The organism is Pedococcus sp. 5OH_020 (assembly GCF_027812955.1).
Lineage (GTDB): Bacteria > Actinomycetota > Actinomycetes > Actinomycetales > Dermatophilaceae > Pedococcus.
Window position 1 is genome coordinate 21,150 of sequence record NZ_JAPYZV010000002.1, and the last position, 22,199, is coordinate 43,348.

The following is a 22,199-nucleotide window of genomic DNA, read 5'->3' on the forward strand; positions in this document are numbered from 1 at the left end:
AGACAACCATGACAAACAGAGTGAGCGCCGACGCCCGAGTTGCCGAGGCCCGGAACGACCTGGTGCCCGGGCCCGTAACGCTGATGAACAGCTTCACGGTCCCTCACGGCCGCGACGAGGAGTTCCACGCCATGTGGGACAGGACGAGCAGGTACTTCATCGCCCAACCAGGCTTCGTGTCGTTACGGCTGCACCGCGCTCTCAGCCCGAGGGCGACGCATCGGTGGGTCAACGTGGCGAGCTGGGACTCCGAGGCCGACTACCGGGCAGCCCACTCCACCGAGGAGTTCCGGCGGATCGTGACCCAGCCGGGCTGGGAGGAGTTCCCCAGCTCTCCCGTGTTGTACGAGGTCGTGACCTCGGTCGGCTGACGTACGGACCGCCACCCCTCGTCGACGTCGCCGTTGCCGGCCCCCCGCCGGCCCGCGAGACTGTCCGCCATGGCTGACGACACGGCACCCGCCGACAGGAGCACCACGACGACCCGGACCACCACGGCCTCGGTCACGGACTCGCAGGTGGACAGCGCCGAGCCGGCGGTGGACGACCAGTGGTTCCGCGAGACCGTGGTGTACCAGGTCTACCCGCGGAGCTTCCAGGACTCCGATGGGGACGGGGTCGGCGACGTGCAAGGCATCATCAGCCGGCTGGACTACCTGCAGCAGCTGGGGATCGACGTGCTGTGGCTCAGCCCCATCTACACCAGCCCGCAGGACGACAACGGTTACGACATCAGCGACTACCAGGACATCGACCCGACGTTCGGGACCCTCGCCGACGTGGACGAGCTGATAGCCCAGGCCCACGGCAGAGGGATCCGGATCGTCATGGACCTGGTCGTGAACCACACCTCGGACGAGCACCCGTGGTTCCTCGAGTCCCGCGCGAGCAGGGACAACGCGAAGCGTGACTGGTACTGGTGGCGAGGCCCCCGCGACGGCCGCCACGCCGGGGAGGAAGGCGCCGAACCGACCAACTGGGAGTCCTTCTTCAGCGGCCCCACATGGGAGCTCGACGAGACCACCGGGGAGTACTACCTCCACCTGTTCAGCCGTAAGCAGCCGGACCTCAACTGGGAGAATGTGCAGGTACGCGAGGCTGTCTACGCGATGATGCGGTGGTGGCTCGACCGGGGCATCGACGGCTTCCGGATGGACGTCATCAACATGATCTCCAAGGTGACCTCCCTGCCCGACGGAGAGCCCCTGCCCGGGCGCCGGCTCGGCAACGGGTCACCGCATTTCCTCAACGGCCCTCGGATCCACGAGTTCCTGCACGAGATGCACGAGTCGGTCTTCGAGGGGCGGCCCGAGAAGCTGCTGACCGTGGGCGAGATGCCGGGCGTGACAGTGCAGGACGCGGTTCTCTATACGGACCCGGCGCGACGCGAGGTCGACATGGTGTTCCAGTTCGAGCACGTGAACCTGGACACCCGAGGCCACAAGTGGGATCGCACACACGTGGACCTTCGAGACCTCAAGGCCTCGCTGGGGCGGTGGCAGGAGGGGCTGGCGGAGGTGGGCTGGAACTCGCTGTACTGGAACAACCACGACCAGCCCAGGGCCGTGTCCCGGTTCGGCAGCGATGCCCCCGAGTACCGGGTTGCTGCGGCGAAGCTGCTCGGCACCGTCCTTCACCTGCACCGTGGGACGCCCTACGTCTACCAGGGCGAGGAGCTCGGTATGACGAACGTGCCGTTCGCGACCGCCGACGACTTCCTCGACATCGAGTCGGTGAACTACTTCCGCGAGGCCGTGTCGGCCGGCTCCGACCCGGAGGACGTGCTGCGCAACCTTCGGCTGGGGAGCCGCGACAACGCCCGTTCGCCGATGCAGTGGGACAGCTCGGAGCACGCGGGCTTCACGAGCGGGACTCCGTGGGCTCGAGTCAACCCGAACTACCCGGAGGTCAACGCCGCGTCCGCCGTCGCCGACCAGGACTCGGTGTTCCACCACTACCGCCGGCTGATCGGCCTCCGGCACACCGAACCAGCCATCCCGCACGGTGACTTCACCATGCTGGCGCCCGACCATCCCACCCTCTACGCCTTCACGCGGTCCTACCGAGGGACAGAGCTCCTCGTGGTCGCCAACTTCTCCCCCGAGAGGCTCGATCTCATGGACGCGTTGGCCGACCTGGACCAGTGGAGCAGCGCCGACCTCCTCCTCGGCAACCTCCCCGACCCGGCCTCGCACACAGCAGCCCTGCGCCCCTGGGAGGCGCGGCTGCTCCGGCGCCGCATCGGCGGTTGAGCAGCAGTGATCAGGCGCTGAGGCAGGTTCCGGGGTCTACCGACCACCTCACGACGTCAGGAGCCGATGGTCTGCGGGACGGCCCCATCGTGTCACGGAGCGGTGACCTCCCGCAGGGCGGCAAGAACCTTGGTGTCGATCCCGTCCGGAGTGAGACGCATCTCGTAGTTCGCCTCCGAGACCCACCGCTCGAGCGCCGCCTGCACGTCACCGTCTGCTTCGTGGCCGAGTCGCGCCAGGCGGGCGGCGACCTCCTCGGCCAGCGCACCGGTCAGCGGCTGCACCTCCTCCGGCCGGCCGAAGAGTAGGTCGTTCATGGTGAGCAGGCGGGCCAGCTCCTCGGGAGCCTGCGGATGGTCGTCGACGCGGACGTCGGCGAGCACACCGCAGGCGTCGTAGCCGGCCCCGGGCTGGACGGCATACATCGCCGCGCCCTGGCGGCCGCGGGAGTCCCCGCCGGCAGTGTCCCCGGCGAGAAGGGCAGCGAGGAGCCGGTCGGTCAGCGAGGAACCGGCCGTGGACAGCCAGGCCTCCTCCATGGCGGCCACGACGTCAGCGCCGGTCAGGATGTTCCCCTGGATGGCGTAGCCACCCGTCTCATGGCGTCCCGACACTCCACCTGCCCAAGGGAGGCACCCGTCGCCCGTCCAGGTCGCCTGGGAGTCGACCCCCACCACGCCGACCTGCCGGTGTCGGCGATCGTCGTCGGGGCCCGTGCACGCCCGGAGAGCCGCCTGCGCGTCCCCTCCGTCGGCGAGCGTGGCGAGCGCCGTCTCGCGGTAGGACACGCGCGCCATGGCCTGCGTGGCCACCGCGCCGACGCCGAGCCGGGCCTGCGGCACCACGGCACCGACGAAGGGGAACTTGCTGGCCACGGCCACCCCGAAGGAGTCGCCGAGCTGTCCGACGATGGAGAACGTCATAGCCGCAAGGTAGACCGATCACCAGTCCGTGTCGTGGCAGGAGTCCCCAGCCGCCGGCTCCACCTGCAGCGTCGCGTGGGCGATTCCGTGCTGGTCACGAAGCACGTCCTGACCGGCGCTCAGGATCCGCTCCACATCTGCCCCGGAGTCCGAGACGAGGTGCGCCGTCGCCACGTTCATCCCGGAGGTGAGGGTCCAGACGTGCAGGTCGTGGACGTCGCGCACGCCCGTGATGCCGGCCAGGTCGGCGCTGACCCGGGCGGGCTCCATACCCTCTGGCACGTGCTGGCCGAGCACACTCAGCACCTGCCTGCCCAGGGGCACGCCCCGCACCGCCACGAAGACCCCGATGGCGACCGCTACGGCGGTGTCCCACCACGCGTCGCCGGTGCGGCGCACGAGCAGGGCCGCGGCGACGACGCCGACAGAGCCGGCCGTGTCGGCGACGACTTCGAGGTACGCGCCCCGGACGTTCAGGCTCTCCCTCGCCCCACCACGCAGCAGGAGCCGCGCCACGATGTTGACCACCAGCCCAAGCGCACCCACCACGAGCATCGACCCGGGGCGGACGTCGACCGGCTGCCCGATGCGACGCACCGCCTCCACCACGACATAGACCGCGACCCCCAGCATGAGCAGGACCGCCAGGCCGCTGGCGAAGACCTCCGCACGGTAGGACCCGTACGTGCGCCGGCCGGTGGTGTCCCGGCGCGACGCGACCCGGGTCGCCACGACAGCAGCGGTCAAGGCCACCACATCGGCCGCCATGTGGCCTGCGTCTGAGAGGAGGGCAAGGGAACCGGAGAGGAAAGCGGCCACCAGCTCCACGACGAAGAACGCTCCGACCAGCGCCGTCGCCACCGCAAGACGCCACCGGTGTCGAGCACCGGCGTGGTGGACGTGCCCCGAGCCCATGACTCGATCCTAGGCTGCCCGGCGCAGCGCCCCCCCGGCGACGCCACGGCTGGCCACCGCTGACCACGGCCGACCATGGCTGGCCACGGACGCCGGCGAGCGGTGGTAAACGGGTCTGGCCGCGGTTGCCTGCCCGTCCCACCGCCTGAAAAGGATGCGGCATGGCTGCGAGACGGGCGAGCCCCCTGCTGACCTGGACCACCCTCGCGTCCGTCCTTGCCCTGGCGAGTCGGCCGTGGCGGCGGCAGGGTTCCCGCAGTCGTTCGTCGGTGTCGTCATCGCGTTGCTCGTGCTGCTCCCTAAGACCCTTGCGGCCGTCCGCGCGCCCGGCGCAACCGGATCCAGATCAGCCTCAACCTGGCACTGGGGTCGGCGATGGCCCGCATCGGCCTCACCATCCCGGCCATCGCCGTCGGCTCCATCTGGCTGGAGGGCCCGTTGAGGCTCGGGCTCGGACCGACCGACTCAGCTCGCGTTCATCTCGTCCTGCTGGCAGCCTTCGTCTTCCTCGCGATGAACCCCTAGGCGCAGCCGCCGGTCCGCCAAGGACTCGGCCCCCCAGGACTCGATACAGCACCTCACCGGTTCGTATGGTGAGCTCATGGTCACCGTGGAAGCCGTGCTCGGCGACATCACCACCCAGTGCGTCGATGCCATCGTGAATGCCGCCGACTCGGCCCTGATGGGGGGTGGCGGCGTCGACGGGGCCATCCACGCAGCGGCAGGACCGGCGCTTCTGGAGGACTGCCGCAGGGTCCGCGCGACCACGCACCCGAAGGGGCTGCCGGTGGGCGAGGCCGTGGCCACGGGCGCAGGGAACCTTCCCGCCCGCTGGGTGATCCACACGGTGGGACCGAACCGCCATCGCGGCCAGGACGACCCTGCCCTTCTGGCCTCATGCTTCACGCGCAGCCTCGCGGTCGCGCGCGACCTGGGTGCTCGCTGCGTGGCCTTCCCGGCCGTGAGTGCAGGGGTCTACGGCTGGGACGCTGCCGAAGTGGCGGCAGTCGCCACCGACGCTCTGCGAGCCGACCTCGCCGAGCACGACGGTGTGGACCTGGTGCGGTTCGTCCTCTTCAGCGAGCCGACCCTCGCCGCCTTCCAGAGCGCTCTGTCCGCAGCCGGACCACTGCTGTGAGGTGACGAGCTCAGGCGTGGGCGCCCAAGTTCTCGTGGTGCTCGTCGCTCGCAGCCTGGATGAGCTGGCCGATGACCTCGACGGAGTGCGCCCCGGAGAGCGCCACCTTCCGGTTGGCCATGAAGAACGGGACGCCCGTGATCCCGATCTCCCGGGCCGACTCCTCGTCGGTGCGAACGCTCTGGCCGTACTCCTCCCCTGCCAGGACGGCGGAGAGGCGCCGCCCGTCGAGTCCCGCCTCGGCGCCGAGACGCTGCAGCGTCTCGATGTCGTCGATGGCCTTGCCCTCGCTGAAGTGCGCGCTGAACAGCCGTTCCAGCACGGCCGCCTGCAGGGCATGACCACCCTGGGCCAGCCCGAGCGCGATGATGCGGTGCGCGTCGAACGAGTTCGCTCGAACCTGTGTGTCGACGTCGATCTCCAGACCGTCCGGCCGACCCATCACCGCGGGGCGCTCAGCCATCTGCCGGGCGCCCTCGAGATCCGTTCCGTAACGCTGCGCCAGCCACTTCAGGACAGGGGTCCCGGAGCCTTTCGGGGTCTCGGGGTCGAGCTCGAAGGCGTGGTAGGTGACGGTCACCTCGGCCGGATGCGAGCTCTCGGCAATGGCCAGCTCCAGCCGGCGCTTGCCGATGTAGCAGAAGGGGCACACCACGTCTGCCCAGACATCGATCTCCACGGCAGTCATGGCTCCATCCTCACACGACCCCGTGGGGGACCGGTATGCCGCGGGGGCGCGATCACGAGGTACCCCTGCTCCAGGGGGTCAAACGACGCGGTCCCCGTCCGCGGGCGGCGGACGGGGACCCGGTCGGTCATGGGGCGGTCAGGCGGTCAGGCGGTCAGGGACGACCGTAGGTGACGCTGCCGGACCAGATGGACCGCAGGGCCACGGCCTTGCCGCTGCGCGGGCTGTCCCACATCATGCCGTTGCCGGCGTAGATGCCCACGTGGTAGGCCGGTGAGCCGAAGAACACCAGGTCACCCGGCTGCGGGTTGGACACCGGAGTCGTCGCGGCCCGCTGGCCCTCTGCCGTGCGAGGGAGGCTGATGCCGACCTGACGGAAGACGTACTGCGTGAAGCCCGAGCAGTCGAAGCCGGCGGGAGTCGTGCCGCCGTAGCGGTACATGATGCCCTCGTACCGAGCGGCGATGCCCAGGACACCACCCGTCGCCGGCTTGGTGCTGGCCGGAGCGACGCGATCTGCAGAACGGCTGACGGTGCTGCCGCTCGCCGTGGAGCGGCTGGCCGTCGAGTGGGCGGAGGCCTGGCGGGCGACGGCCGGCCGGGCAGCAGGGGCGGCGTGCCGGACGTGAACCCGCTTGGCCTCCGGCTTCGGCTTCGGCTTGGCCGTAGCCTTGAAGTCGATGAGCCCGAAGGCGTCCGTGACAGCCGGCGCCGCGGCTGCGGGAGCCTTGACTGAGACGGGTGCGGCCACGGTGGCGGTCCTGGCGGCGCTGTGCTCGGCGGTGGCGGCAGAGGCCGGCAGCGCGAACGACGCCACGAGACCGCCCGAGGCGGCGATGACGGCGGACGTCTTCACGGCAGGCTGGGCGGACTTGGCCACGATGCCGGAGAGCTCGGAGAAGGGGTTGAAACGGCCTGGCGCACGATGACGCCCAGGAGCGTGAGAAGACACGATGAGAGAACCTCCAGCGCCTACGAGGTCAGCTGTCGGGTTCGGGTGGAGGTAGATCACCCGGCCCTCACGGTTGCCGCCCGACCTTGCGGGCGCTCGCGTGAGGACTTCACCCCAAGGACCGTCCGATGACGGCCCGAAATTGGGTCCCCCGCTCCTGTCAAGCGGTGTTGCGCGGTCGACTCGGGCGTGATGACAGGACTAGGCGGTTTCACATCGAGTCAGCCTCCCCGGTGCTGGAGAGACGACCGCAACCGTACACAAGGGCCCCGCGAAAGTCACATTGAGGTCACGGCGGGTCCAGAACTTGGCCAATTCCCCGTATGGGAATCTTCACGCCGACGCGCCGAGACACGTGAGTCGTCCCGGTTGGTCCCGTTGGTCCCCGTCTGCGCTTCTCAGACGAGCGCGCCGAACACGTGCTGCGCCACCTCGTCCGGCAGGGAGACGGCCGTCGAGTCCGGCGCGCCCTCCCGCACGGCCACCACGCGACCATCCTCGCGGTGGACCCGCACCCGTTGGCCGGGGAGCAGCCGGGCCACCGTCAAGAGGCTCAGAGCCTCGTGGTCCACCTGCACCGGCTCCCCGATCCGGCGTACCAGGACCGTCTCCGGACTGTCGCCGGCGAGCTCGGTCAGCGTACGCAGACCCGAACGGAAGTCCTCGGTGGGCTCCTCCTCCCCCAGCTCGTCCAGTCCCGGGATGGGGTTGCCGTACGGGGAGTCGTGGTGGTCCTGGAGCATCGCGAGGATCTTGCGCTCCACGCGCTCCGACATGACGTGCTCCCAGCGGCAGGCCTCCTCGTGGACGTACTCCCACTCCAGGCCGATCACGTCGACGAGCAGCCGCTCCGCGAGGCGGTGCTTGCGCATCACCCGCGTCGCCAGCAGGCGCCCGTGCTGGGAGAGCTCGAGGTGACGGTCACCGGCCAGAGCGAGCAGGCCGTCCCGCTCCATCCGTGCCACGGTCTGGGACACCGTGGGGCCGGAGTGGCCAAGCCGCTCGGCGATCCGGGCCCGCAGCGGCGGGATGCCCTCCTCCTCGAGCTCGAAGATGGTCTTGAGGTACATCTCCGTGGTGTCGATCAGGTCCGTCACGGGAGCAAGCCTCTCACCTGCCGCCGTCACGGCGTGACGCAGCGGCGACGGGAGCGGCCCTCCCGTCACGTCGTGCCGCAGGCGCGCCGGGCGGGGTCGTAACGCGGGACCCAGTACGCCAGCCACCCGGTACCGGCCAGCGTGAGCGCTCCCAGACCGACGCAGGCGACCGCCAGGCCGGCATGCGCCGTGACCACGCCGATCACCGCGGGCGAGCCGCTACCCCCCACGACGGAGACGAACCGCCAGCCTCCCAGGAACTGCGAGCGGCCGCGCGTGGGAGCCGTGTCGGCTCCGAGCGTCATCACGATGCCCGAGCCGAGGCCGTTCCCGACGGCCGATACCAGAGCCGCGGCGGTGACGCCCAGGGCACTGTGAGTCAAGGGGAGAGCGAGCATCCCTACGGCGAGCAGCACCACGCACGGCACAGCGACCCAGATCCGGCCGAACCGGTCCATCACCGAGCCGGCCGGATAGAAGAGCAGCATCTCGACCCCTCCCACGATGCCGAAGACCAGGGCAGTCGTGGTCGCAGAGAGGCCGACGTGGGCCGCCCAGAGCGGGACGAGCACGACGCGCGCCGACCGCGCGGCGCCGATGACGAGGATTCCCAGGCCGAGGGTGAGATAGACGCGCCGGTGCTCCCAGAGCACCGCTCGGGTGCTGGCCTGCGGCTGACCTGCGGCCTGCGCCTCGTGCTCGGCGGTCAGGTCGGTGGAGACCCGCACCAGCACGGCGGCCCCCAACCCGGCCATGACCGCGACCGCGAAGCCCGCCCGCGGACCCCATAGGTGCACGATCGGCGCGGCGACGAAAGGTCCGACGAACATCCCGATCCGGTTGACGCCCCCCAACGTGGACAGCGCTCGGGCACGCATGGACTGCGGCACCGCCTCGATGAGATAGGCCTGGCGCGCCACGAGGAAGACCGAGGACGTGAAGCCCATGGCGAAGACGGTGGTCATGAGCACTGCGAGCGAGGGCGCCAACAACGCCACGAGCGCCGCGACGGCATCGACTCCGCTGGCCCATACCAGCGCCTTGCGCTCGCCGACGCGGTGGACCAGGGCGCCCGCGGGAACTGCGAAGAACAGCTCGGCAACCAGCCCGAGCCCCGCTGTCAGTGCCGCAACAGATGGCGTCGCTCCGAGGTCCAGCGCGCTCAGGGTGACGATCGGCACGACGGCGCCCGCGCCCACCGCGGCTATGACGGTGGGTCCGTAGGCCGGTACGGCGATGGTGCGCAGGCTGAACGGCACGTCGGCAGCGACTCGCGGCGTGGGCATCGCTGCCCATTGTGGTCCGCCGGCCTGCCCGCCGCTCGTCCGGGGTCAGCGACGGGCTACGTTCTGGGACATGGCTTTCGTCGTGCCCTTGCGCTTCTGCGGCCCCCCGGCCTCCGGCAACGGGGGATGGGTGAGTGGGCACCTCTCGCGGCTGGTCACGACCACCGTGGCTCTGCCCGCCGTGACGGTGCGGCTTCGCACCCCGCCACCGTTGGAACGGGAGCTGGCTGTGCAAGCGCGGGACGCGGTGGTGCACCTGCTCGACGGCGAGCAGCTGGTCGCGCAGGGAGCCCCGGCAGCCGCGTTGCCCGGCCCCACCGTGCCGCCCGTCCCGTTCACCGAAGCGCAGCTGGCGGGCTCCGGCTACGAAGGTCTGGCGAGCCACCCCTTTCCCACCTGCTTCTCCTGCGGCACGGCACGGGCCGCACGAGACGGACTGCGGCAACAGCCCGGCCGGGTCGCCGGCGGAGGCGGCGAGTACGCCTCCGCCTGGGTGCCCGCGGACGACGTCGACACAGAGACGGTGTGGGCGGCGCTGGACTGCCCGGGGGGCTGGGCCAGCGGCATCGCCGGGCGCGCGATGGTCCTGGGCACCATGACGGCGCAGCTCTGGGCGCTTCCCACTCCGGGAGAGCCCCACGTCGTCATGGCGTGGGAGCGCGGCCACGAGGGACGTAAGCACTACAGCGCCACAGCCCTGTATGGCGCCGACGGCCGGCTCGTGGCGCAGGCCGAGGCCACCTGGGTGGCGGTCGACCCAGCCACCGTCCGACCATCGGAACGCCACTTGTGAGGAAGCCGTCAGGAGGGCAGTCATGAACAAGCTCGCCGTCGTCACCGGGGCCAGCAGCGGAATCGGTGCGGCCACGGCACGCAGCCTTGCCGCAGCCGGCTACGTCGTGGTCTGCGCCGCGCGCCGTCGCGACCGGCTCACCGCCCTGGCGGACGAGATCGGCGGCCGTGCCGTGACCTGCGACGTCTCCTCGGCGGCAGACGTCGCCCGGCTGGCCGAGGCGGTGGGCGATCGCCTGGACGTGCTGGTGAACAACGCCGGTGGGGCGCTGGGCCTGGCCCCGGTGGCCTCGACCGAGGTCGGCGACTGGCGCGGCATGTACGAGTCCAACGTCATCGGGACGCTCCAGGTGACGCAGGCGCTGCTGCCCGCTCTCGTGGCGTCCGGCGCGGGCACCATCGTCAACGTCGGGTCGACCGCAGGACGGACGGTCTACGAAGGCGGCTCGGGATACACCGCGGCCAAGCACGCTGTCGCTGCCCTCACCGAGACTCTGCGCCTCGAGCTGGTGGACCAGCCGGTTCGGGTGACCGAGATCGCGCCGGGCATGGTGCGGACCGAGGAGTTCTCGCTCACCCGCTTCGGGGGTGACCAGGGCCGGGCCGATGCCGTCTATGCCGGGGTGGCCGACCCCCTCGTGGCCGACGACGTGGCAGAGGCGATCCTGTGGATGGTCGAGCGACCGGCGCACGTCAACATCGACCTCCTCGTCATCAAGCCCCGGGCCCAAGCGGCCGCTCATAAGGTGCATCGCGGACCGCTGACCAGCGGGTGAGCTCCACCCACCGGTGGGGGAATGCAACCGGATAGTTGACTGTTCAACCGACCATGACCCAGACCCATGACTCGCTCTCAGCGTTCGAAGCCGACTTCGCCGACCACCTCGAGCTCTCCGCTGATGCACAGGACCTGCTCTTTCGCGAGGCCCGGACCGCCAACACCTTCACCGACGAACCGGTAACCGACGAGCAGATGCGCGCGGTCTACGACCTGGTGAAGTGGGCTCCCACCTCGATGAACAACCAGCCCCTGCGCATCGTGCTGGTCCGGTCCCCCGAGGCGCGCACCAAGCTCGTCGAGCACATGGGCGGCAACAACAAGCCGAAGACCTCCGTCGCGCCGCTCGTCGCCGTCCTCGCCGCTGACCTCGACTTCCACGACGAGCTGGGCAAGGTGTTCCCTCACTTCGAGGGCGCCCGCGACCTCTTCGCCGCGAACGAGGCCATGCGCGAGGGCTCCGCGCGGCTCAACGCGACTCTGCAGGTCGCGTACTTCATCCTCGGAGTACGGGCTGCCGGCTTGGCTGCCGGCCCCATGACGGGCTTCGACGCCGCAGGCGTGGACCGTGACTTCTTCCCGGACGGCAAGCACCGCACGATCGCCGTGGTGAACCTCGGCCGCCCCGCCGAGGGCGCCTGGTTCGAGCGGCTGCCGCGGCTCGACTACGACGAGGTCGTCACCACAGTCTGAAACGTCCGCCTAATCCCGTTGCGCGCGGCGCCGAGTCGACCTAGCGTCGAGCTACACGGAAGGGAGGTGGTCCAACAGGTGAGTTCTCATTGGACGCGTGAGGTGACTGCGCGCTAGCGCACGAACGTCGACTGCTTCGACGGCGCGTCAGGCGCAATCCCAGCAGTTCACCGCAGCCCGTGGGTCCGCGCAGGTCGTCCCCTGTGCACCGCTGAGCCGCTCGATGCGGCACAGCAGGCCCGCGGGCTGTTCCATGCCCGCCCACCGCGGCCCAGGGAGGCGGGCTCAGGAACGCGGGCTCAGGAACGCCGACTCAGGAACGCGGGCTCAGGGACGGAGCGAGGCCGCCTGCGCGGCGAGCGCCTCGATGCGCGCCCACTCGCCCTGGGCGACAGCGTCAGTGGGCGTCAGCCACGATCCGCCGATGCACCCGACGTTGGGCAGCGCCAGCCAGTCGTGCGCCGTCTGGGGCGTAATCCCGCCAGTCGGGCAGAACCGCAGCTGCGGACACGGCCCGGCAACCGCTGACAGGTACTGCCGACCGCCGCTGGCCTCAGCGGGGAAGAACTTCATCGCCTCGAGCCCGGCCTCCGCCAGCGTCAGCATCTCGGTGAGCGTGCCGGCGCCCGCAAGCAGCGGTAGCCCACTGTCCAGAGCGGCCTGCACCAGCCGGGGAGGAGAGCCGGGCGTCACGATGAACTGAGCGCCCGCGTCCTGGACCTGGCGCACCTGCTCCGGCGTCAGGACCGTGCCGGCACCGACCACCATCCCCTCCACCTGCGACGCGACGGCCTCGATGGCGCCAAGCCCGGCAGCGCTCCGGAGAGTGAGCTCGATGACCGGGATACCGCCGCGGAGCAACGCTCGTGCGAGCGGCACGGCCTGCTCCACCTCGTCCACGACCACGACGGGGATCACCGGGGACAGGTCGAGGATGGCGGCCTCGCCGCTGATGGCGGGCCTGGACGCCGTGGACGTCATCGGTTCTCCTCAGTACTCGGCACAGCCAGCACAGTATCGTGGTCGTACCGGCGGCCCAGAGCAGCGAAGACGTGGGCTCCCTCGTCGGCGGGGCCCACCGCGGCTCGCATGGGACCGAACAGCTCGCGCCCCGTGCCCACGCCTTCCTCTGACATGCGAGGGGAAGGCAGCCGGTCGGCGAGCTGCCGCTCGTCGACGAGGACGTCGAGCCTGCCGGTCAGGGCGTCGACCCGGATGACATCGCCATCCAGGATCTTGGCGATGGGCCCTGCGTGCACCGACTCGGGGGTGACGTGGATGGCGGCCGGAATGGCGCCCGAGGCACCGCTCATACGGCCGTCGGTGACCAGAGCGACGGCGTGGCCACGCTTCTTCAAGACTCCCAGCGACGGGGTGAGGGCATGCAGCTCCGGCATCCCGTTGGCGCTCGGCCCCTGCTCCCGGATGACGACGACGACGTCCCGGTCGAGCTCACGGCGTGAGAACGCCTGGAGGAAGGCCACCTGGTCGGTGAAGACTCGGGCGGGAGCCTCGACGACCAGGTCCTCCTCGGCAACCGAGGACACCTTGATCACCGCGTGACCGAGGGTCCCCTGCAGCACCCGCAGCCCTCCGTCCGGGGCGAACGGCTCGTCCGCCGCGCGGAGCACGTCCCGGTCACCCGACTCGGATGCTCCGTCGACGAACCGGAGCGTGCCGTCGACCAGGACCGGCCGCTGGGTGTAGCGGGACAGTCCCGGGCCGGCCAAGGTGAGCACGTCCTCGTGGACGAGGCCGGCCTGGAGCAGGGTACGCACGAGGAAGGGCGTCCCACCTGCCTGGTGGAAGTCGTTCACGTCGGCGGGGCCGTTGGGGTAGATCCGCGCGACCAGCGGCACTGCGGCCGAGAGGTCGTCGAAGTCCTCCCACGTGAGGTCGATGCCCGCGGCGGCGGCCATCGAGATGAGGTGCATCGTGTGGTTGGTCGACCCGCCCGTCGCGAGCAGCGCCACGACGCCGTTCACGACCGACTTCTCGTCCACGACCTGGCCGATGCCGTACGGCTGCTCGGAGGCGGCGATCTCCGCAACACGCCTCGTGGTAGCAGCGGTGAGAGCCTCCCGCACGGGCTCGTCAGGGTGGACGAACGCCGCACCAGGCAGGTGCAGGCCCATGACGTCCATGAGCATCTGGTTGGAGTTCGCGGTTCCGTAGAACGTGCAGGTGCCGGGCGAGTGGTACGACGCGACCTCGCTCGCCAGCAGCTCGTCCCGTCCAGCCTCTCCCGCGGCGTACGCCTTGCGGGTCTCGGCCTTCTCGGCGTTGGATCGGCCCGAAGCCATCGGACCGGCGGGGACCAGGGCCGTCGGCAGGTGCCCGAAGGACAGCGCACCCGCCACCAGGCCCGGCACGATCTTGTCGCAGACGCCGAGCAGGAGCGCACCGTCGAACACGTCGTGCGACAGCGCGATGGCCGTGGACATGGCGATGACGTCGCGGCTGAAGAGGCTCAGCTCCATCCCCGCGCGCCCCTGCGTGATGCCGTCGCACATCGCCGGGACGCCACCGGCGACCCGCGCCACCGCGCCCACCTCTCGGGCGGTCTGCTTCATCGCCGCCGGGTAGTGCTCGAAGGGGGCATGCGCCGAGAGCATGTCGTTGTACGAGGTGACGATGCCGAGGCTGACGCCGGTGTCGGCGGCCATGGTGGCTCGGTCGCTGCCCCCGCACGCAGCGACGGCGTGGGCCAGGTTCGAGCAGCCGAGGTCGGTGCGGGCGGGGCGCAGGCTCAGCTCGGAGGCGGCGCGGGACATCCGCCGCAGGTAGGCCGCGCGGCCGGCGCGGCTTCGTTCGGTGAGCCGAGAGGTGACCTCGGCGACGACAGGGTGGACGGTGGGGGCCATGAGGGCTCCTCGGCGTTTCGGCGGTCAGGACAGGGACCGCGCGAACGGCGTCGTTGGCGCGCGCGTGTGACTCAGTTCACAAGTGTGACGGCCACTGTCCCCCCGCCGAAGATCGTCCCGGGATGCGGACAGCGCGTCCGCCATCCAGCCCCTGGCCGGGGCACTTCTAGGGCTGTCGCCGCCAGAGCCGCCAGGCGCCGGCCCCATCGAGCGACCCCGAGCCGATGCGCGTGAAGACCAGGCGGTCATGCAGCCGGTTACGCCGCCCGGCCCAGAACTCGACCTCCTCGCAGACCACCCGATAGCCGCCCCAGAAGTCCGGAACCGGCACGTCGTGGGGGTTCCCACGGTCGGGGAACTGCGCGGCATACCGCGAGTAGGCCGCCTCGAGCCCGGTACGGCCCTCGACCGGCTGGGACTGACGTGACGCCCATGCGGAAATGCGGGAGGCCCACGGGCGCGACCCGAAGTACGCGGTCACCTCCTCCCGGCCCAGCTCCTCGGCGCGGCCCCGGAACCGGATCGCGCGGAACATCGCCGGCCACGTCAACGAGGCGGCCAAGCCACCGGTGGCGGCGATCTCCACACCTTTCGACGACTGCGTCCCCGTGACGAACCCTGGCCCGCGGTCGTCGAAGAACCGCATCAGCACCGTCCTGACGTTGGGCATCCCGTCACCGTCGACTGTCGCCACCGAGAGCGCGAGCGGCTCGGGCACGTCGTCCTGCGCGTCGGCCCGCGCCAGGGCCTCGCTCACCCACAGACGCGCCTGCTGCCACGGGGTGGCGGCGACCTGGGCCTCGGACAGGCCCTCGCCGGTGTAGTCCACGCGTCGCGCATCAGTCATGCGTCGAGATTAGGGTGAGGGATCACCGCCCAGCGACAGGAGGCACGATGCCCAGCAAAGGCAAGGCTGTCGGCACCATCGTCAAGTGGGGCGTCAAGTACGGGCCTCATGTGGTGGTCCTTGCCCAGCAGGCCAAGGACCCGGCGATGGCTGCGGCGCAGAAGGCTCTGGACCGGCAGAAGGCGAGGCGACGCGCCATCGAGCATGCGGCCACGGTCCAGGACGGCTCGGTGCTCAAGACGTTCGACCCCCGGGCGGACCACAGCGACCCCGTCTGGGTCGTCTTCGCCGGCGAGGAGCCCATCGCGTCGCACCCTTCCACCACTACTCCCCTGCCGGAGCTCGTGGCCAAGAGCGACCTGTCCACTCGTATCCGCCCTGCCGACCTGCCCTCCCCCGCGCAGCGTGTTCGCAAGCAGCTGCCCGGCCGGTTCGGGCGCAGCTGAGCCATGCGGGAGACGGTTGACGCCGTCGTCATCGGCGCCGGCCACCACGGTCTGGTGAGCGCGGCGGTGCTGGCCGATGCGGGGTGGGACGTGCTGGTGCTGGAGGAGCGCGAGAAGGTCGGCGGAGCCGTGGCCTCGCGCACTGTCGACGGCTGGGTGATGGACGAGTTCAGCGCGTGCTACCCGCTCGCCGCCGCCTCACCGGTCCTGCGCCATCTCGAGCTGGAACGGCATGGGCTCTCGTGGCAGCGCCCGAACCGCGTGCTGGCGCACCTCGGCAAGCCGGAGGCGCAGGCCGCCCTGATCCATCTCGACCCCCAGCAGACCGCGGCCAGGCTCGCCGAAGACCACCCCGCCGACGAGGCGAACTGGCTCAGGATGGTGGACCAGTACCAGCAGATCCGCGAGCCCTTCCTCGACGCGCTGCTGACCCGCTGGCCGCCGGTGCGCTCGGTGGGCCGCCTGCTGGGGACAGTCGGTGCGAGGGAGACCCCCCGCTTCGTCCGGACCTTCAGCCTGCCCCTGACACGCTTCAGCGAGGAGGCGTTCGCCGGGCAGGCGGCGCGAATGCTGCTGGCGGGGAACGCTGCTCACGCCGACATCCCCCCGGAGGCGCCAGGCAGCGGGCTGTTCGGATGGCTCATGGCCATGCTGGCCCAGGACGTCGGGTTCCCATCCCCCAGTGGCGGGGCGGGTGAGCTCGCCGGAGCTCTGGCGCGGCGGGCGGAGAGCGCCGGTGCACGCGTGGAGACGGGCACGCGGGTGACCCGGGTCGTGACGTCGGGCGGTCGGGTCGCCGGCGTGGTGACCGAGGGCGGACGGCAGGTCGCCGTACGCCGTGCCGTGGTCGCCGACACCAGCGCGCCCCAGATGTTCGCTCGGCTGCTGTCCGCCGAAGACCTGCCGCCACGGCTCCTGGACGATCTCGAGCACTTCGAGTGGGACCTTCCCACCGTGAAGCTCAACTACCGGCTGTCGGCCCCAATGCCCTGGTCGGCGTCCGAGGCTCATGGAGCCGGCGTGGTGCACCTCGGGGCGGACACCGCGGGCCTGACGCGCTGGTTCACCGACCTCAACACCGGGGTCCTACCGCAGCGGCCGTTCGCGCTGCTGGGGCAGATGACCACGACGGACCCCGGACGCTCGCCGGCGGGCACCGAGACGATGTGGGTGTACTCCCATCTGCCGCGCAGCCGCGCCGGCGACGCGGACGCCCGGCTCCTGACCGAGCGGCTGGAGGAGATGATCGACAGCTATGCCCCGGGCTGGCGCGACAACGTGCTCGACCGGTGGGACCAGCGGCCGTCCGACCTCGAGGCGGCCGACCGGAACCTCACCGGCGGTGCGGTCGGCGGCGGTACGTCGCAGCTGTTCCAGCAGGCGGTCTTCCGGCCCGTGGTCGGCCTCGGCGGGCCCCGTACGCCGGTCGCCGGCCTCTATCTCGGCAGCTCCTCGGCCCACCCCGGTGGTGGAGTGCACGGGGCGTGCGGGTACCTCGCCGCCCGGGCTGCCCTCTCCGACCACAGCTGGTGGGGCCGGCCCCGCCAGAAGCTGGAGCTGGCGGCGCTGCACTGGCTCTACGGCGACGGCGTCTGAGCGTTGGGGTCCCGCCCCTCGGCGATGAGCGCGAGGCGCAGCAGTGACTCCGAGTTGCGACGCTTGAGCGCGGGCTCCTGGACCGCGGCCGGCAGCATGGTGGCAGGTCCGGAGACGGGGGCCTCGCGCATGGTGATGAGGCATCCGGCCGGGTCGGGCTGCAGCTCCAGCTCGACCTGCGCGACACCGAAGGGCCGCGCGGCCGCACGGAGCACCAGCCGTCGCCCTGGCTCGCAGTCGGCGACGCTCGTCTCGTCGTTGAGCAGGATGGGCCAGGCACCCACGGAGTGGTGGATCTTGGCGTCGACCTTCGGCCACTCCCCCTCGACGGTCCGGATGCGCGAGGCCCCCACGACCCAGGAGGCGTAGCTCCACGGGTCGGCGAGGACGGCCCAGACCGCGTCGACCGAGGCTGACGTGTGGTGGGTGTTGGTCGTCATGAGCCCAGGGTGTCATGGGTGTCGACGGGCCGCCTCTGGCGCTGGTGGGCGACCTGCGCCCGTCTGCGGCGTCGCTTAGGGTTGGCTGCGTCAGGTGCCACGAAGGTCCGGGGAGGCAGCGGTGGGGGTGGAGGTCCGCCCGGCGAACGGGGGGCAGACGCGGTGACGGTGCTCGACCCCGTCCTGGAGCGCGCTCGCCATCAGATGGCCAGCGCGCTGCGGTCCAAGGTGGCCGGTGAGGACGGTCCGGAGAAGGCCAAGGTCATCTGGGAGTCTGAAGGTCCGCGGTGGTTCACCCCGCAGGACCCGATCTGGCGCGTCCACGCGGACGCCTCGATGTTTCCGGCGGGCATCCGGGCGTTGCTGCTGCAGTCGCTCCATCCCCTGGCGATGGCGGGAGTGGCGGGGCATTCTGGCTACAAGGGCGACCCCTGGGGACGCCTCCAGCGCACGAGTGAGTTCCTGGCGACGACGACCTTCGGCACGATCGAGGCGGCCGAGGCGCAGATCGCCCGCGTTCGTTCGATCCACGAACGGGTCCGCGGCAAGGCACCGGGCGGGCGTCCGTACGCGGCGAGCGACCCGCACCTGCTTGCGTGGGTCCACGCCGCCGAGGCCGACAGCTTCCTGACCGCCTTCCAGCGCTACGCGACGCAGCCCCTCACGGCGCGCGAGGCTGACCGGTACGTGGAGCAGGCAGCCGTCGTGGCTTCGCGACTCGGTGTTCCGCAACCGCCGACGTCGGTGAGCGACCTGGTCGACGTCATCGAGTCGTACCGCCCGGAGCTGTCCGGCACCCCCGAAGCCCGGGAAGCCGCTCGGTTCCTGCTGGTCCACCCCCCGCTGCCGTGGGCGGCTCGGCCCGGGTATGCCGCGCTGGCGGCTGGAGCCGTCGCGATCCTCCCGCGGTGGGCCCGTGGACCCCTTCGGCTGCCGTGGCTCCCGGTGACCGAGCGGCTGGTGGGGAGGCCGGTCGGCGGGGTCGCCACCTCCGTCGTGCGCTGGGCGATGCAGCCGGCTCGCGAACAGCGTCACGGCTGAGACCCCGCTACGGCGCCGGATCGCGTGCGTCGTACCGCACGAACCCAGGCTGGAGCCGAGCGAGCGCCACGATCGCAAGCACGCAGGCCATGCCCCCGAGGAGTGCCGTCCGGCCTTCCCCCACCACCCTGGACAGCAGCCCACCCGCCAGCTCTCCCAGCCGGGGACCACCTGCCACGACGACGATGAACACGCCTTGGAGCCTCCCGCGCAGCCTGTCCGGGGTGGCCGCCTGAAGGATGGTCGTCCTGAACACCGCGCTCACAGAGTCCGACGCACCAGCCACCGCCATGCTGACGAGCCCGGCCCACAGGGCCGTCGAACGAGACAGCGCGCCGCCCGACGCCAGCAGCGCGACCCCGAACCCGGCGATGGCACAGCCCCACCCCACGATGGCGACCAGGATGGCCAGGCCCTGCCGACGAACCCGACCCAGCCGCCCTGAGAAGAACATCGCCCCGATCCCCCCGACCGCGGCGGCAGCGCTCAGGGCCCCGACAGTCTTGGCTCCGCCCCCGAAGATGACCGCACCCGCGGCAGGGAAGAGGACTCGTGGCTGAGCCAGGAACATCGCGCAGATGTCGGAGACGAACGTCATCCGCACGTTGGGGCGAGTCGCAAGGAAGGCGAAGCCGTCCAGCACCGACCGCACACCTGGCCGGGATGGCTGCTCCCCGTCGGCCGAGGGCTCGGGTGGTAGCGGGTCCAGCCGGGCCAGACCCCAGAGCGCCGCAGTGGTGATGACCGCGTCCGTCGTGTACGCCGCCTTGAACCCGCCCGAGTCCACCAGCACACCGGCGAGCAGCGGCCCGACGGTCATCGACGCGTTCATGGCGAACACCGACAGTGCGTTCGCAGCCGGCAGCAGGTGACCGTCGAGGATCCTCGGGTAGATCGACGTCCTGGCCGGTGACGAGACGGCGAAAGCACCGTTCCACAGCGCCACCAAGGCGTAGAGGACCCACACCTGCGTGTTCCCCAGCCACGCCTGGGCCGCACAGAGGACGCTCGTGGTGAAGGCGATGCTCTGGGCCACAAGGCCCACACGACGGCGGTCGAAGTGGTCCACGAGCGTGCCGCCGTACAGGCCCATCACCACCAGCGGAACGAGCGCGCAGAACCCGACGACCCCCACGGCCGCCGTCGACCGGGTCAGGTCGTACACCTGCAGGCCGATCGCGACGACCGCGAGCTGCGAGCCGACGTTGGACAGCGTGAAGCCCGCATAGAGACGCCGATATGCCGCGTTGACGCGCAAGGGGGTCAGATCCAGCAGCACGGGCACGCCTCGGACCCTACGTCTCGCCCGCGTCCCCTACGGTCGCGGTATGGAACGCAAGCCGCAGATCGCGCTGCTCATCGACGCCGACAATGCCCCGGCCAGCTCCATCGACCTCGTGCTCAACGAGCTGTCCGCCCTGGGCGAGACGAACATCCGGCGGGCCTACGGCAACTGGACCAAGCCTGAGCTGAGCGGGTGGGCGAGCATCCTGCACGACCGTGCCATCAGGCCGATGCAGCAGCACGACCCGAGCCGAGGAAAGAACGCGAGTGACATGGCGCTGGTGGTCGACGCGATGTCCCTTCTGCATGACGTGCATCCGGAGGTCTTCGGGATCGTGTCGTCCGATGCGGACTTCACACCCCTGGTGATGCACCTTCGCGAGCAGGGTGCGGCCGTCTACGGTTTCGGCGAGCCGAAGACTCCCAAGGCGTTCAGGAGTGCCTGCTCGCGCTTCGTCTTCATCGACAAGCTCGCGGAGGCCGAGCCGGTGTCCGACGCGAGCGCTGCAGGGGCGATGACCGTCAAGGTGCCTGGGGCGAAGCTTCGTCAGGACACCGGGCTGGTCAGGATGCTTCGCCGGGCGGTCAGCAGCGCCGCCGGCGAGGACGGTTGGGCTCCCGTGTCGGCGGTCGGCCAGCAGATCGGCAACCAGTCCTCCTTCGACCCCCGCAACTATGGCTACGTCAAGCTGAGCGCGCTCCTGAAGGCCATGGAGCTCTTCGACGTCCAGAACGAGGGACAGCCGCGGGTGGCTGTACGGGAGCGGCGGGCCACGAAGCAGTAGCGAGCCGGAGGTGCTCGCCGGGGTCAGCCGATGACGATGATGTCGAGCTCGGCTGCGAGCTGAGGGCCCAGCTCGAGGAGCTGCTTTGCCGGGATGGTGCTGCCACGCAGCCACCTCGCCTAGTCGGATCCGGGCACCAGCACCGCGCATGGTCGCAAATCGGGGGGACAGTGCAGAATGAACTCCCCAGTAGCACCCCCGCAGCGACGCCGAGCCGAGAGGACACCGATGTCCGACAGCGACTTCAAGCCGGGACTGGAGGGCGTCATCGCCTTCGAGTCAGAGATCGCCGAGCCAGACAAAGAGGGTGGCTCCCTGCGGTATCGCGGTGTCGACATCGAGGACCTCGTCGGACGGGTGAGCTACGGCCAGGTCTGGGGGCTGCTCGTGGACAACGAGTTCGACCCGGGCCTGCCACCCGCCGAGCCGTTCCCGCTGCCGGTCCACACGGGTGACGTGCGCGTCGACGTCCAGTCGGCGCTGGCGCAGCTCGCACCGGTATGGGGGTTCAAGCCCCTGCTGGACATCGAGCCGCAGGAGGCCCGGGAGAACCTGGCACGCGCCTCCGTCATGGCGCTGTCCTTCGTCGCCCAGTCGGCTCGCGGACAGGGACAGCCCATGGTGCCCCAGCGTGAGGTCGACAGGGGCAGGACCATCGTCGAGCGCTTCATGATCCGGTGGCGGGGTGAGCCGGACCCAGCTCACGTCGAGGCTGTCGACGCCTACTGGGTGTCCGCAGCGGAGCACGGTATGAACGCCTCGACCTTCACGGCCCGCGTCATCGCCTCCACGGGTGCCGACGTGGCGGCCTGCCTGAGCGGAGCTGTCGGCGCGATGTCCGGCCCCCTGCATGGTGGTGCACCGTCCCGTGTGCTGCACATGATCGAGGGTGTGGAGCAGTCCGGCGACGCCGGTGCGTACGTCAGGGGCGTGCTGGACAGGGGCGAGCGCCTGATGGGCTTCGGTCACAGGGTCTACCGCGCAGAGGACCCCAGGGCGCGGGTGCTGCGAGCCACGTGCAAGCGGCTCAACGCGCCTCGGTACGAGGTCGCCGCGGCGCTGGAGAAGGCCGCGCTCAAGGAGCTGCACGCACGCCGGCCCGACCGCGTGCTGGAGACGAATGTCGAGTTCTGGGCCGCCGTCGTGCTGGACTTCGCCGAGGTCCCGGCCTCGATGTTCACGCCGATGTTCAGCTGTGCGCGCTCCGCCGGGTGGTCTGCCCACATCTTGGAGCAGAAGAAGACCGGCCGGCTGATCCGGCCGAGCGCGCGATACATCGGCGAGGCGCCGCGCGGCATCGAGGCGGTAGCGGGCTACCGCCACTGACCGCTCTCCCTGACGTGCAACGTGCGTCCGGGTGGTGGACCTCTTGTCCCACGCCT

General features: G+C 70.7%; 22 protein-coding genes, 1 pseudogene and 1 riboswitch. Of the genes and pseudogenes, 12 read left to right on the forward strand and 11 right to left on the reverse strand.

The features are described from left to right. The first annotated feature begins 8 nt into the window (after positions 1-8). Positions 9-371 carry an antibiotic biosynthesis monooxygenase family protein gene (locus PHA84_RS03545; protein WP_270886721.1) on the forward strand — a complete coding sequence of 121 codons (363 nt, stop codon included), beginning with the start codon at positions 9-11 and terminating at the stop codon, positions 369-371. 69 nt (positions 372-440) lie between these two features. Continuing rightward, entirely contained in the window at positions 441-2,252 is a 1,812-nt protein-coding gene (locus PHA84_RS03550; RefSeq protein WP_270886722.1) for a glycoside hydrolase family 13 protein, read from the forward strand. A gap of 92 nt (positions 2,253-2,344) precedes the next feature. Here PHA84_RS03550 and PHA84_RS03555 read toward each other — a convergent pair whose 3' ends face one another. Together PHA84_RS03555 and PHA84_RS03560 are read right to left on the reverse strand one after the other, a co-directional pair. After that, entirely contained in the window at positions 2,345-3,175 is an 831-nt protein-coding gene (locus PHA84_RS03555; RefSeq protein WP_270886723.1) for a DUF1028 domain-containing protein, read from the reverse strand. A gap of 18 nt (positions 3,176-3,193) precedes the next feature. Further along, positions 3,194-4,090, reverse strand: a complete 897-nt coding sequence (locus PHA84_RS03560; RefSeq protein ID WP_270886724.1) for a cation diffusion facilitator family transporter — start codon at positions 4,088-4,090, stop codon at positions 3,194-3,196. 226 nt (positions 4,091-4,316) lie between these two features. Here PHA84_RS03560 and PHA84_RS03565 point away from each other — a divergent pair. After that, positions 4,317-4,615 (forward strand): annotated as a pseudogene (locus PHA84_RS03565) (ionic transporter y4hA); the annotation flags it as partial. A 76-nt stretch (positions 4,616-4,691) separates the two neighbouring features. Further along, positions 4,692-5,228: an O-acetyl-ADP-ribose deacetylase gene (locus tag PHA84_RS03570; protein ID WP_270886725.1), complete on the forward strand. Its 537-nt coding sequence runs from the start codon at positions 4,692-4,694 to the stop codon at positions 5,226-5,228. 10 nt (positions 5,229-5,238) lie between these two features. On the opposite strand, the gene PHA84_RS03575 is transcribed toward PHA84_RS03570, so the two are convergent. The 4 genes from PHA84_RS03575 to PHA84_RS03590 form a co-directional block, all read right to left on the reverse strand. Then, complete coding sequence (locus PHA84_RS03575; protein ID WP_270886726.1) at positions 5,239-5,916, reverse strand: DsbA family oxidoreductase; 678 nt, start codon at positions 5,914-5,916, stop codon at positions 5,239-5,241. Positions 5,917-6,070: 154 nt separating this feature from the next. After that, positions 6,071-6,868, reverse strand: a complete 798-nt coding sequence (locus tag PHA84_RS03580; RefSeq protein ID WP_270886727.1) for a C40 family peptidase — start codon at positions 6,866-6,868, stop codon at positions 6,071-6,073. Between the two features lie 2 nt (positions 6,869-6,870). Further along, positions 6,871-7,068, reverse strand: a riboswitch (cyclic di-AMP (ydaO/yuaA leader). A gap of 198 nt (positions 7,069-7,266) precedes the next feature. Further along, positions 7,267-7,965 carry a metal-dependent transcriptional regulator gene (locus PHA84_RS03585; RefSeq protein ID WP_270886728.1) on the reverse strand — a complete coding sequence of 233 codons (699 nt, stop codon included), beginning with the start codon at positions 7,963-7,965 and terminating at the stop codon, positions 7,267-7,269. A gap of 65 nt (positions 7,966-8,030) precedes the next feature. Continuing rightward, a complete protein-coding gene (locus PHA84_RS03590) occupies positions 8,031-9,251 on the reverse strand; it encodes an MFS transporter (RefSeq protein ID WP_270886729.1) in 1,221 nt (406 codons plus the stop codon). Between the two features lie 70 nt (positions 9,252-9,321). On the opposite strand from PHA84_RS03590, the gene PHA84_RS03595 reads away from it, so the two are divergent. From PHA84_RS03595 to PHA84_RS03605, 3 genes are read left to right on the forward strand one after another with little or no spacing between them, the layout of a single operon-like run. After that, entirely contained in the window at positions 9,322-10,044 is a 723-nt protein-coding gene (locus tag PHA84_RS03595; protein WP_270886730.1) for a hypothetical protein, read from the forward strand. A 22-nt stretch (positions 10,045-10,066) separates the two neighbouring features. Next, the gene (locus tag PHA84_RS03600) at positions 10,067-10,819 is read left to right on the forward strand and encodes an SDR family NAD(P)-dependent oxidoreductase (RefSeq protein ID WP_270886731.1); all 753 of its coding nucleotides are present in this window, start codon (positions 10,067-10,069) and stop codon (positions 10,817-10,819) included. 53 nt (positions 10,820-10,872) lie between these two features. Next, positions 10,873-11,514, forward strand: coding sequence for a malonic semialdehyde reductase (locus PHA84_RS03605; RefSeq protein ID WP_270886732.1), 642 nt, complete (start codon positions 10,873-10,875; stop codon positions 11,512-11,514). Positions 11,515-11,841: 327 nt separating this feature from the next. Here PHA84_RS03605 and eda read toward each other — a convergent pair whose 3' ends face one another. From eda to pdxH, 3 genes are all read right to left on the reverse strand, one after another. Further along, the gene (gene eda, locus PHA84_RS03610) at positions 11,842-12,495 is read right to left on the reverse strand and encodes a bifunctional 4-hydroxy-2-oxoglutarate aldolase/2-dehydro-3-deoxy-phosphogluconate aldolase (protein ID WP_270886733.1); all 654 of its coding nucleotides are present in this window, start codon (positions 12,493-12,495) and stop codon (positions 11,842-11,844) included. Then, the gene (gene edd, locus PHA84_RS03615) at positions 12,492-14,378 is read right to left on the reverse strand and encodes a phosphogluconate dehydratase (RefSeq protein ID WP_270886734.1); all 1,887 of its coding nucleotides are present in this window, start codon (positions 14,376-14,378) and stop codon (positions 12,492-12,494) included. The genes eda and edd overlap by 4 nt, the downstream gene beginning before the upstream one ends. Before the next feature lie 166 nt (positions 14,379-14,544). Further along, on the reverse strand, positions 14,545-15,225 hold the full coding sequence (gene pdxH, locus PHA84_RS03620; protein ID WP_270886735.1) for a pyridoxamine 5'-phosphate oxidase: 681 nt from the start codon (positions 15,223-15,225) through the stop codon (positions 14,545-14,547). Between the two features lie 47 nt (positions 15,226-15,272). Between pdxH and PHA84_RS03625 the strand changes: the two genes are divergently transcribed. Together PHA84_RS03625 and PHA84_RS03630 are read left to right on the forward strand one after the other, a co-directional pair. Continuing rightward, positions 15,273-15,671 carry a hypothetical protein gene (locus PHA84_RS03625; RefSeq protein WP_270886736.1) on the forward strand — a complete coding sequence of 133 codons (399 nt, stop codon included), beginning with the start codon at positions 15,273-15,275 and terminating at the stop codon, positions 15,669-15,671. Positions 15,672-15,674: 3 nt separating this feature from the next. Beyond that, positions 15,675-17,267: a phytoene desaturase family protein gene (locus PHA84_RS03630; protein WP_270886737.1), complete on the forward strand. Its 1,593-nt coding sequence runs from the start codon at positions 15,675-15,677 to the stop codon at positions 17,265-17,267. Here PHA84_RS03630 and PHA84_RS03635 read toward each other — a convergent pair. After that, positions 17,249-17,707, reverse strand: a complete 459-nt coding sequence (locus PHA84_RS03635; protein WP_270886738.1) for an SRPBCC family protein — start codon at positions 17,705-17,707, stop codon at positions 17,249-17,251. The genes PHA84_RS03630 and PHA84_RS03635 overlap by 19 nt on opposite strands. A 162-nt stretch (positions 17,708-17,869) precedes the next feature. Between PHA84_RS03635 and PHA84_RS03640 the strand changes: the two genes are divergently transcribed. Next, positions 17,870-18,748, forward strand: coding sequence for an oxygenase MpaB family protein (locus tag PHA84_RS03640; RefSeq protein ID WP_333742203.1), 879 nt, complete (start codon positions 17,870-17,872; stop codon positions 18,746-18,748). A gap of 7 nt (positions 18,749-18,755) precedes the next feature. Here PHA84_RS03640 and PHA84_RS03645 read toward each other — a convergent pair whose 3' ends face one another. Next, positions 18,756-20,033, reverse strand: coding sequence for an MFS transporter (locus PHA84_RS03645; protein WP_270886739.1), 1,278 nt, complete (start codon positions 20,031-20,033; stop codon positions 18,756-18,758). 43 nt (positions 20,034-20,076) lie between these two features. On the opposite strand from PHA84_RS03645, the gene PHA84_RS03650 reads away from it, so the two are divergent. Both PHA84_RS03650 and PHA84_RS03655 read left to right on the forward strand, forming a co-directional pair. Next, the gene (locus PHA84_RS03650; protein ID WP_270886740.1) at positions 20,077-20,817 is read left to right on the forward strand and encodes an NYN domain-containing protein; all 741 of its coding nucleotides are present in this window, start codon (positions 20,077-20,079) and stop codon (positions 20,815-20,817) included. A gap of 228 nt (positions 20,818-21,045) precedes the next feature. After that, the gene (locus PHA84_RS03655) at positions 21,046-22,143 is read left to right on the forward strand and encodes a citrate synthase 2 (RefSeq protein ID WP_270886741.1); all 1,098 of its coding nucleotides are present in this window, start codon (positions 21,046-21,048) and stop codon (positions 22,141-22,143) included. The last annotated feature ends 56 nt before the right edge of the window (positions 22,144-22,199 follow it).

Excerpts from the sequence above, each read along its gene's own strand:
- PHA84_RS03545 (WP_270886721.1), top strand. The coding sequence starts at position 9 with ATGACAAACAGAGTGAGCGCCGACGCCCGAGTTGCCGAGGCCCGGAAC.
- PHA84_RS03550 (WP_270886722.1), top strand. The coding sequence starts at position 441 with ATGGCTGACGACACGGCACCCGCCGACAGGAGCACCACGACGACCCGG.
- PHA84_RS03555 (WP_270886723.1), bottom strand. The coding sequence starts at position 3,175 with ATGACGTTCTCCATCGTCGGACAGCTCGGCGACTCCTTCGGGGTGGCC.
- PHA84_RS03560 (WP_270886724.1), bottom strand. The coding sequence starts at position 4,090 with ATGGGCTCGGGGCACGTCCACCACGCCGGTGCTCGACACCGGTGGCGT.
- PHA84_RS03570 (WP_270886725.1), top strand. The coding sequence starts at position 4,692 with ATGGTCACCGTGGAAGCCGTGCTCGGCGACATCACCACCCAGTGCGTC.
- PHA84_RS03575 (WP_270886726.1), bottom strand. The coding sequence starts at position 5,916 with ATGACTGCCGTGGAGATCGATGTCTGGGCAGACGTGGTGTGCCCCTTC.
- PHA84_RS03590 (WP_270886729.1), bottom strand. The coding sequence starts at position 9,251 with ATGCCCACGCCGCGAGTCGCTGCCGACGTGCCGTTCAGCCTGCGCACC.
- PHA84_RS03595 (WP_270886730.1), top strand. The coding sequence starts at position 9,322 with ATGGCTTTCGTCGTGCCCTTGCGCTTCTGCGGCCCCCCGGCCTCCGGC.
- PHA84_RS03600 (WP_270886731.1), top strand. The coding sequence starts at position 10,067 with ATGAACAAGCTCGCCGTCGTCACCGGGGCCAGCAGCGGAATCGGTGCG.
- PHA84_RS03605 (WP_270886732.1), top strand. The coding sequence starts at position 10,873 with ATGACCCAGACCCATGACTCGCTCTCAGCGTTCGAAGCCGACTTCGCC.
- eda (WP_270886733.1), bottom strand. The coding sequence starts at position 12,495 with ATGACGTCCACGGCGTCCAGGCCCGCCATCAGCGGCGAGGCCGCCATC.
- edd (WP_270886734.1), bottom strand. The coding sequence starts at position 14,378 with ATGGCCCCCACCGTCCACCCTGTCGTCGCCGAGGTCACCTCTCGGCTC.
- pdxH (WP_270886735.1), bottom strand. The coding sequence starts at position 15,225 with ATGACTGATGCGCGACGCGTGGACTACACCGGCGAGGGCCTGTCCGAG.
- PHA84_RS03625 (WP_270886736.1), top strand. The coding sequence starts at position 15,273 with ATGCCCAGCAAAGGCAAGGCTGTCGGCACCATCGTCAAGTGGGGCGTC.
- PHA84_RS03630 (WP_270886737.1), top strand. The coding sequence starts at position 15,675 with ATGCGGGAGACGGTTGACGCCGTCGTCATCGGCGCCGGCCACCACGGT.
- PHA84_RS03635 (WP_270886738.1), bottom strand. The coding sequence starts at position 17,707 with ATGACGACCAACACCCACCACACGTCAGCCTCGGTCGACGCGGTCTGG.
- PHA84_RS03650 (WP_270886740.1), top strand. The coding sequence starts at position 20,077 with ATGGAACGCAAGCCGCAGATCGCGCTGCTCATCGACGCCGACAATGCC.
- PHA84_RS03655 (WP_270886741.1), top strand. The coding sequence starts at position 21,046 with ATGTCCGACAGCGACTTCAAGCCGGGACTGGAGGGCGTCATCGCCTTC.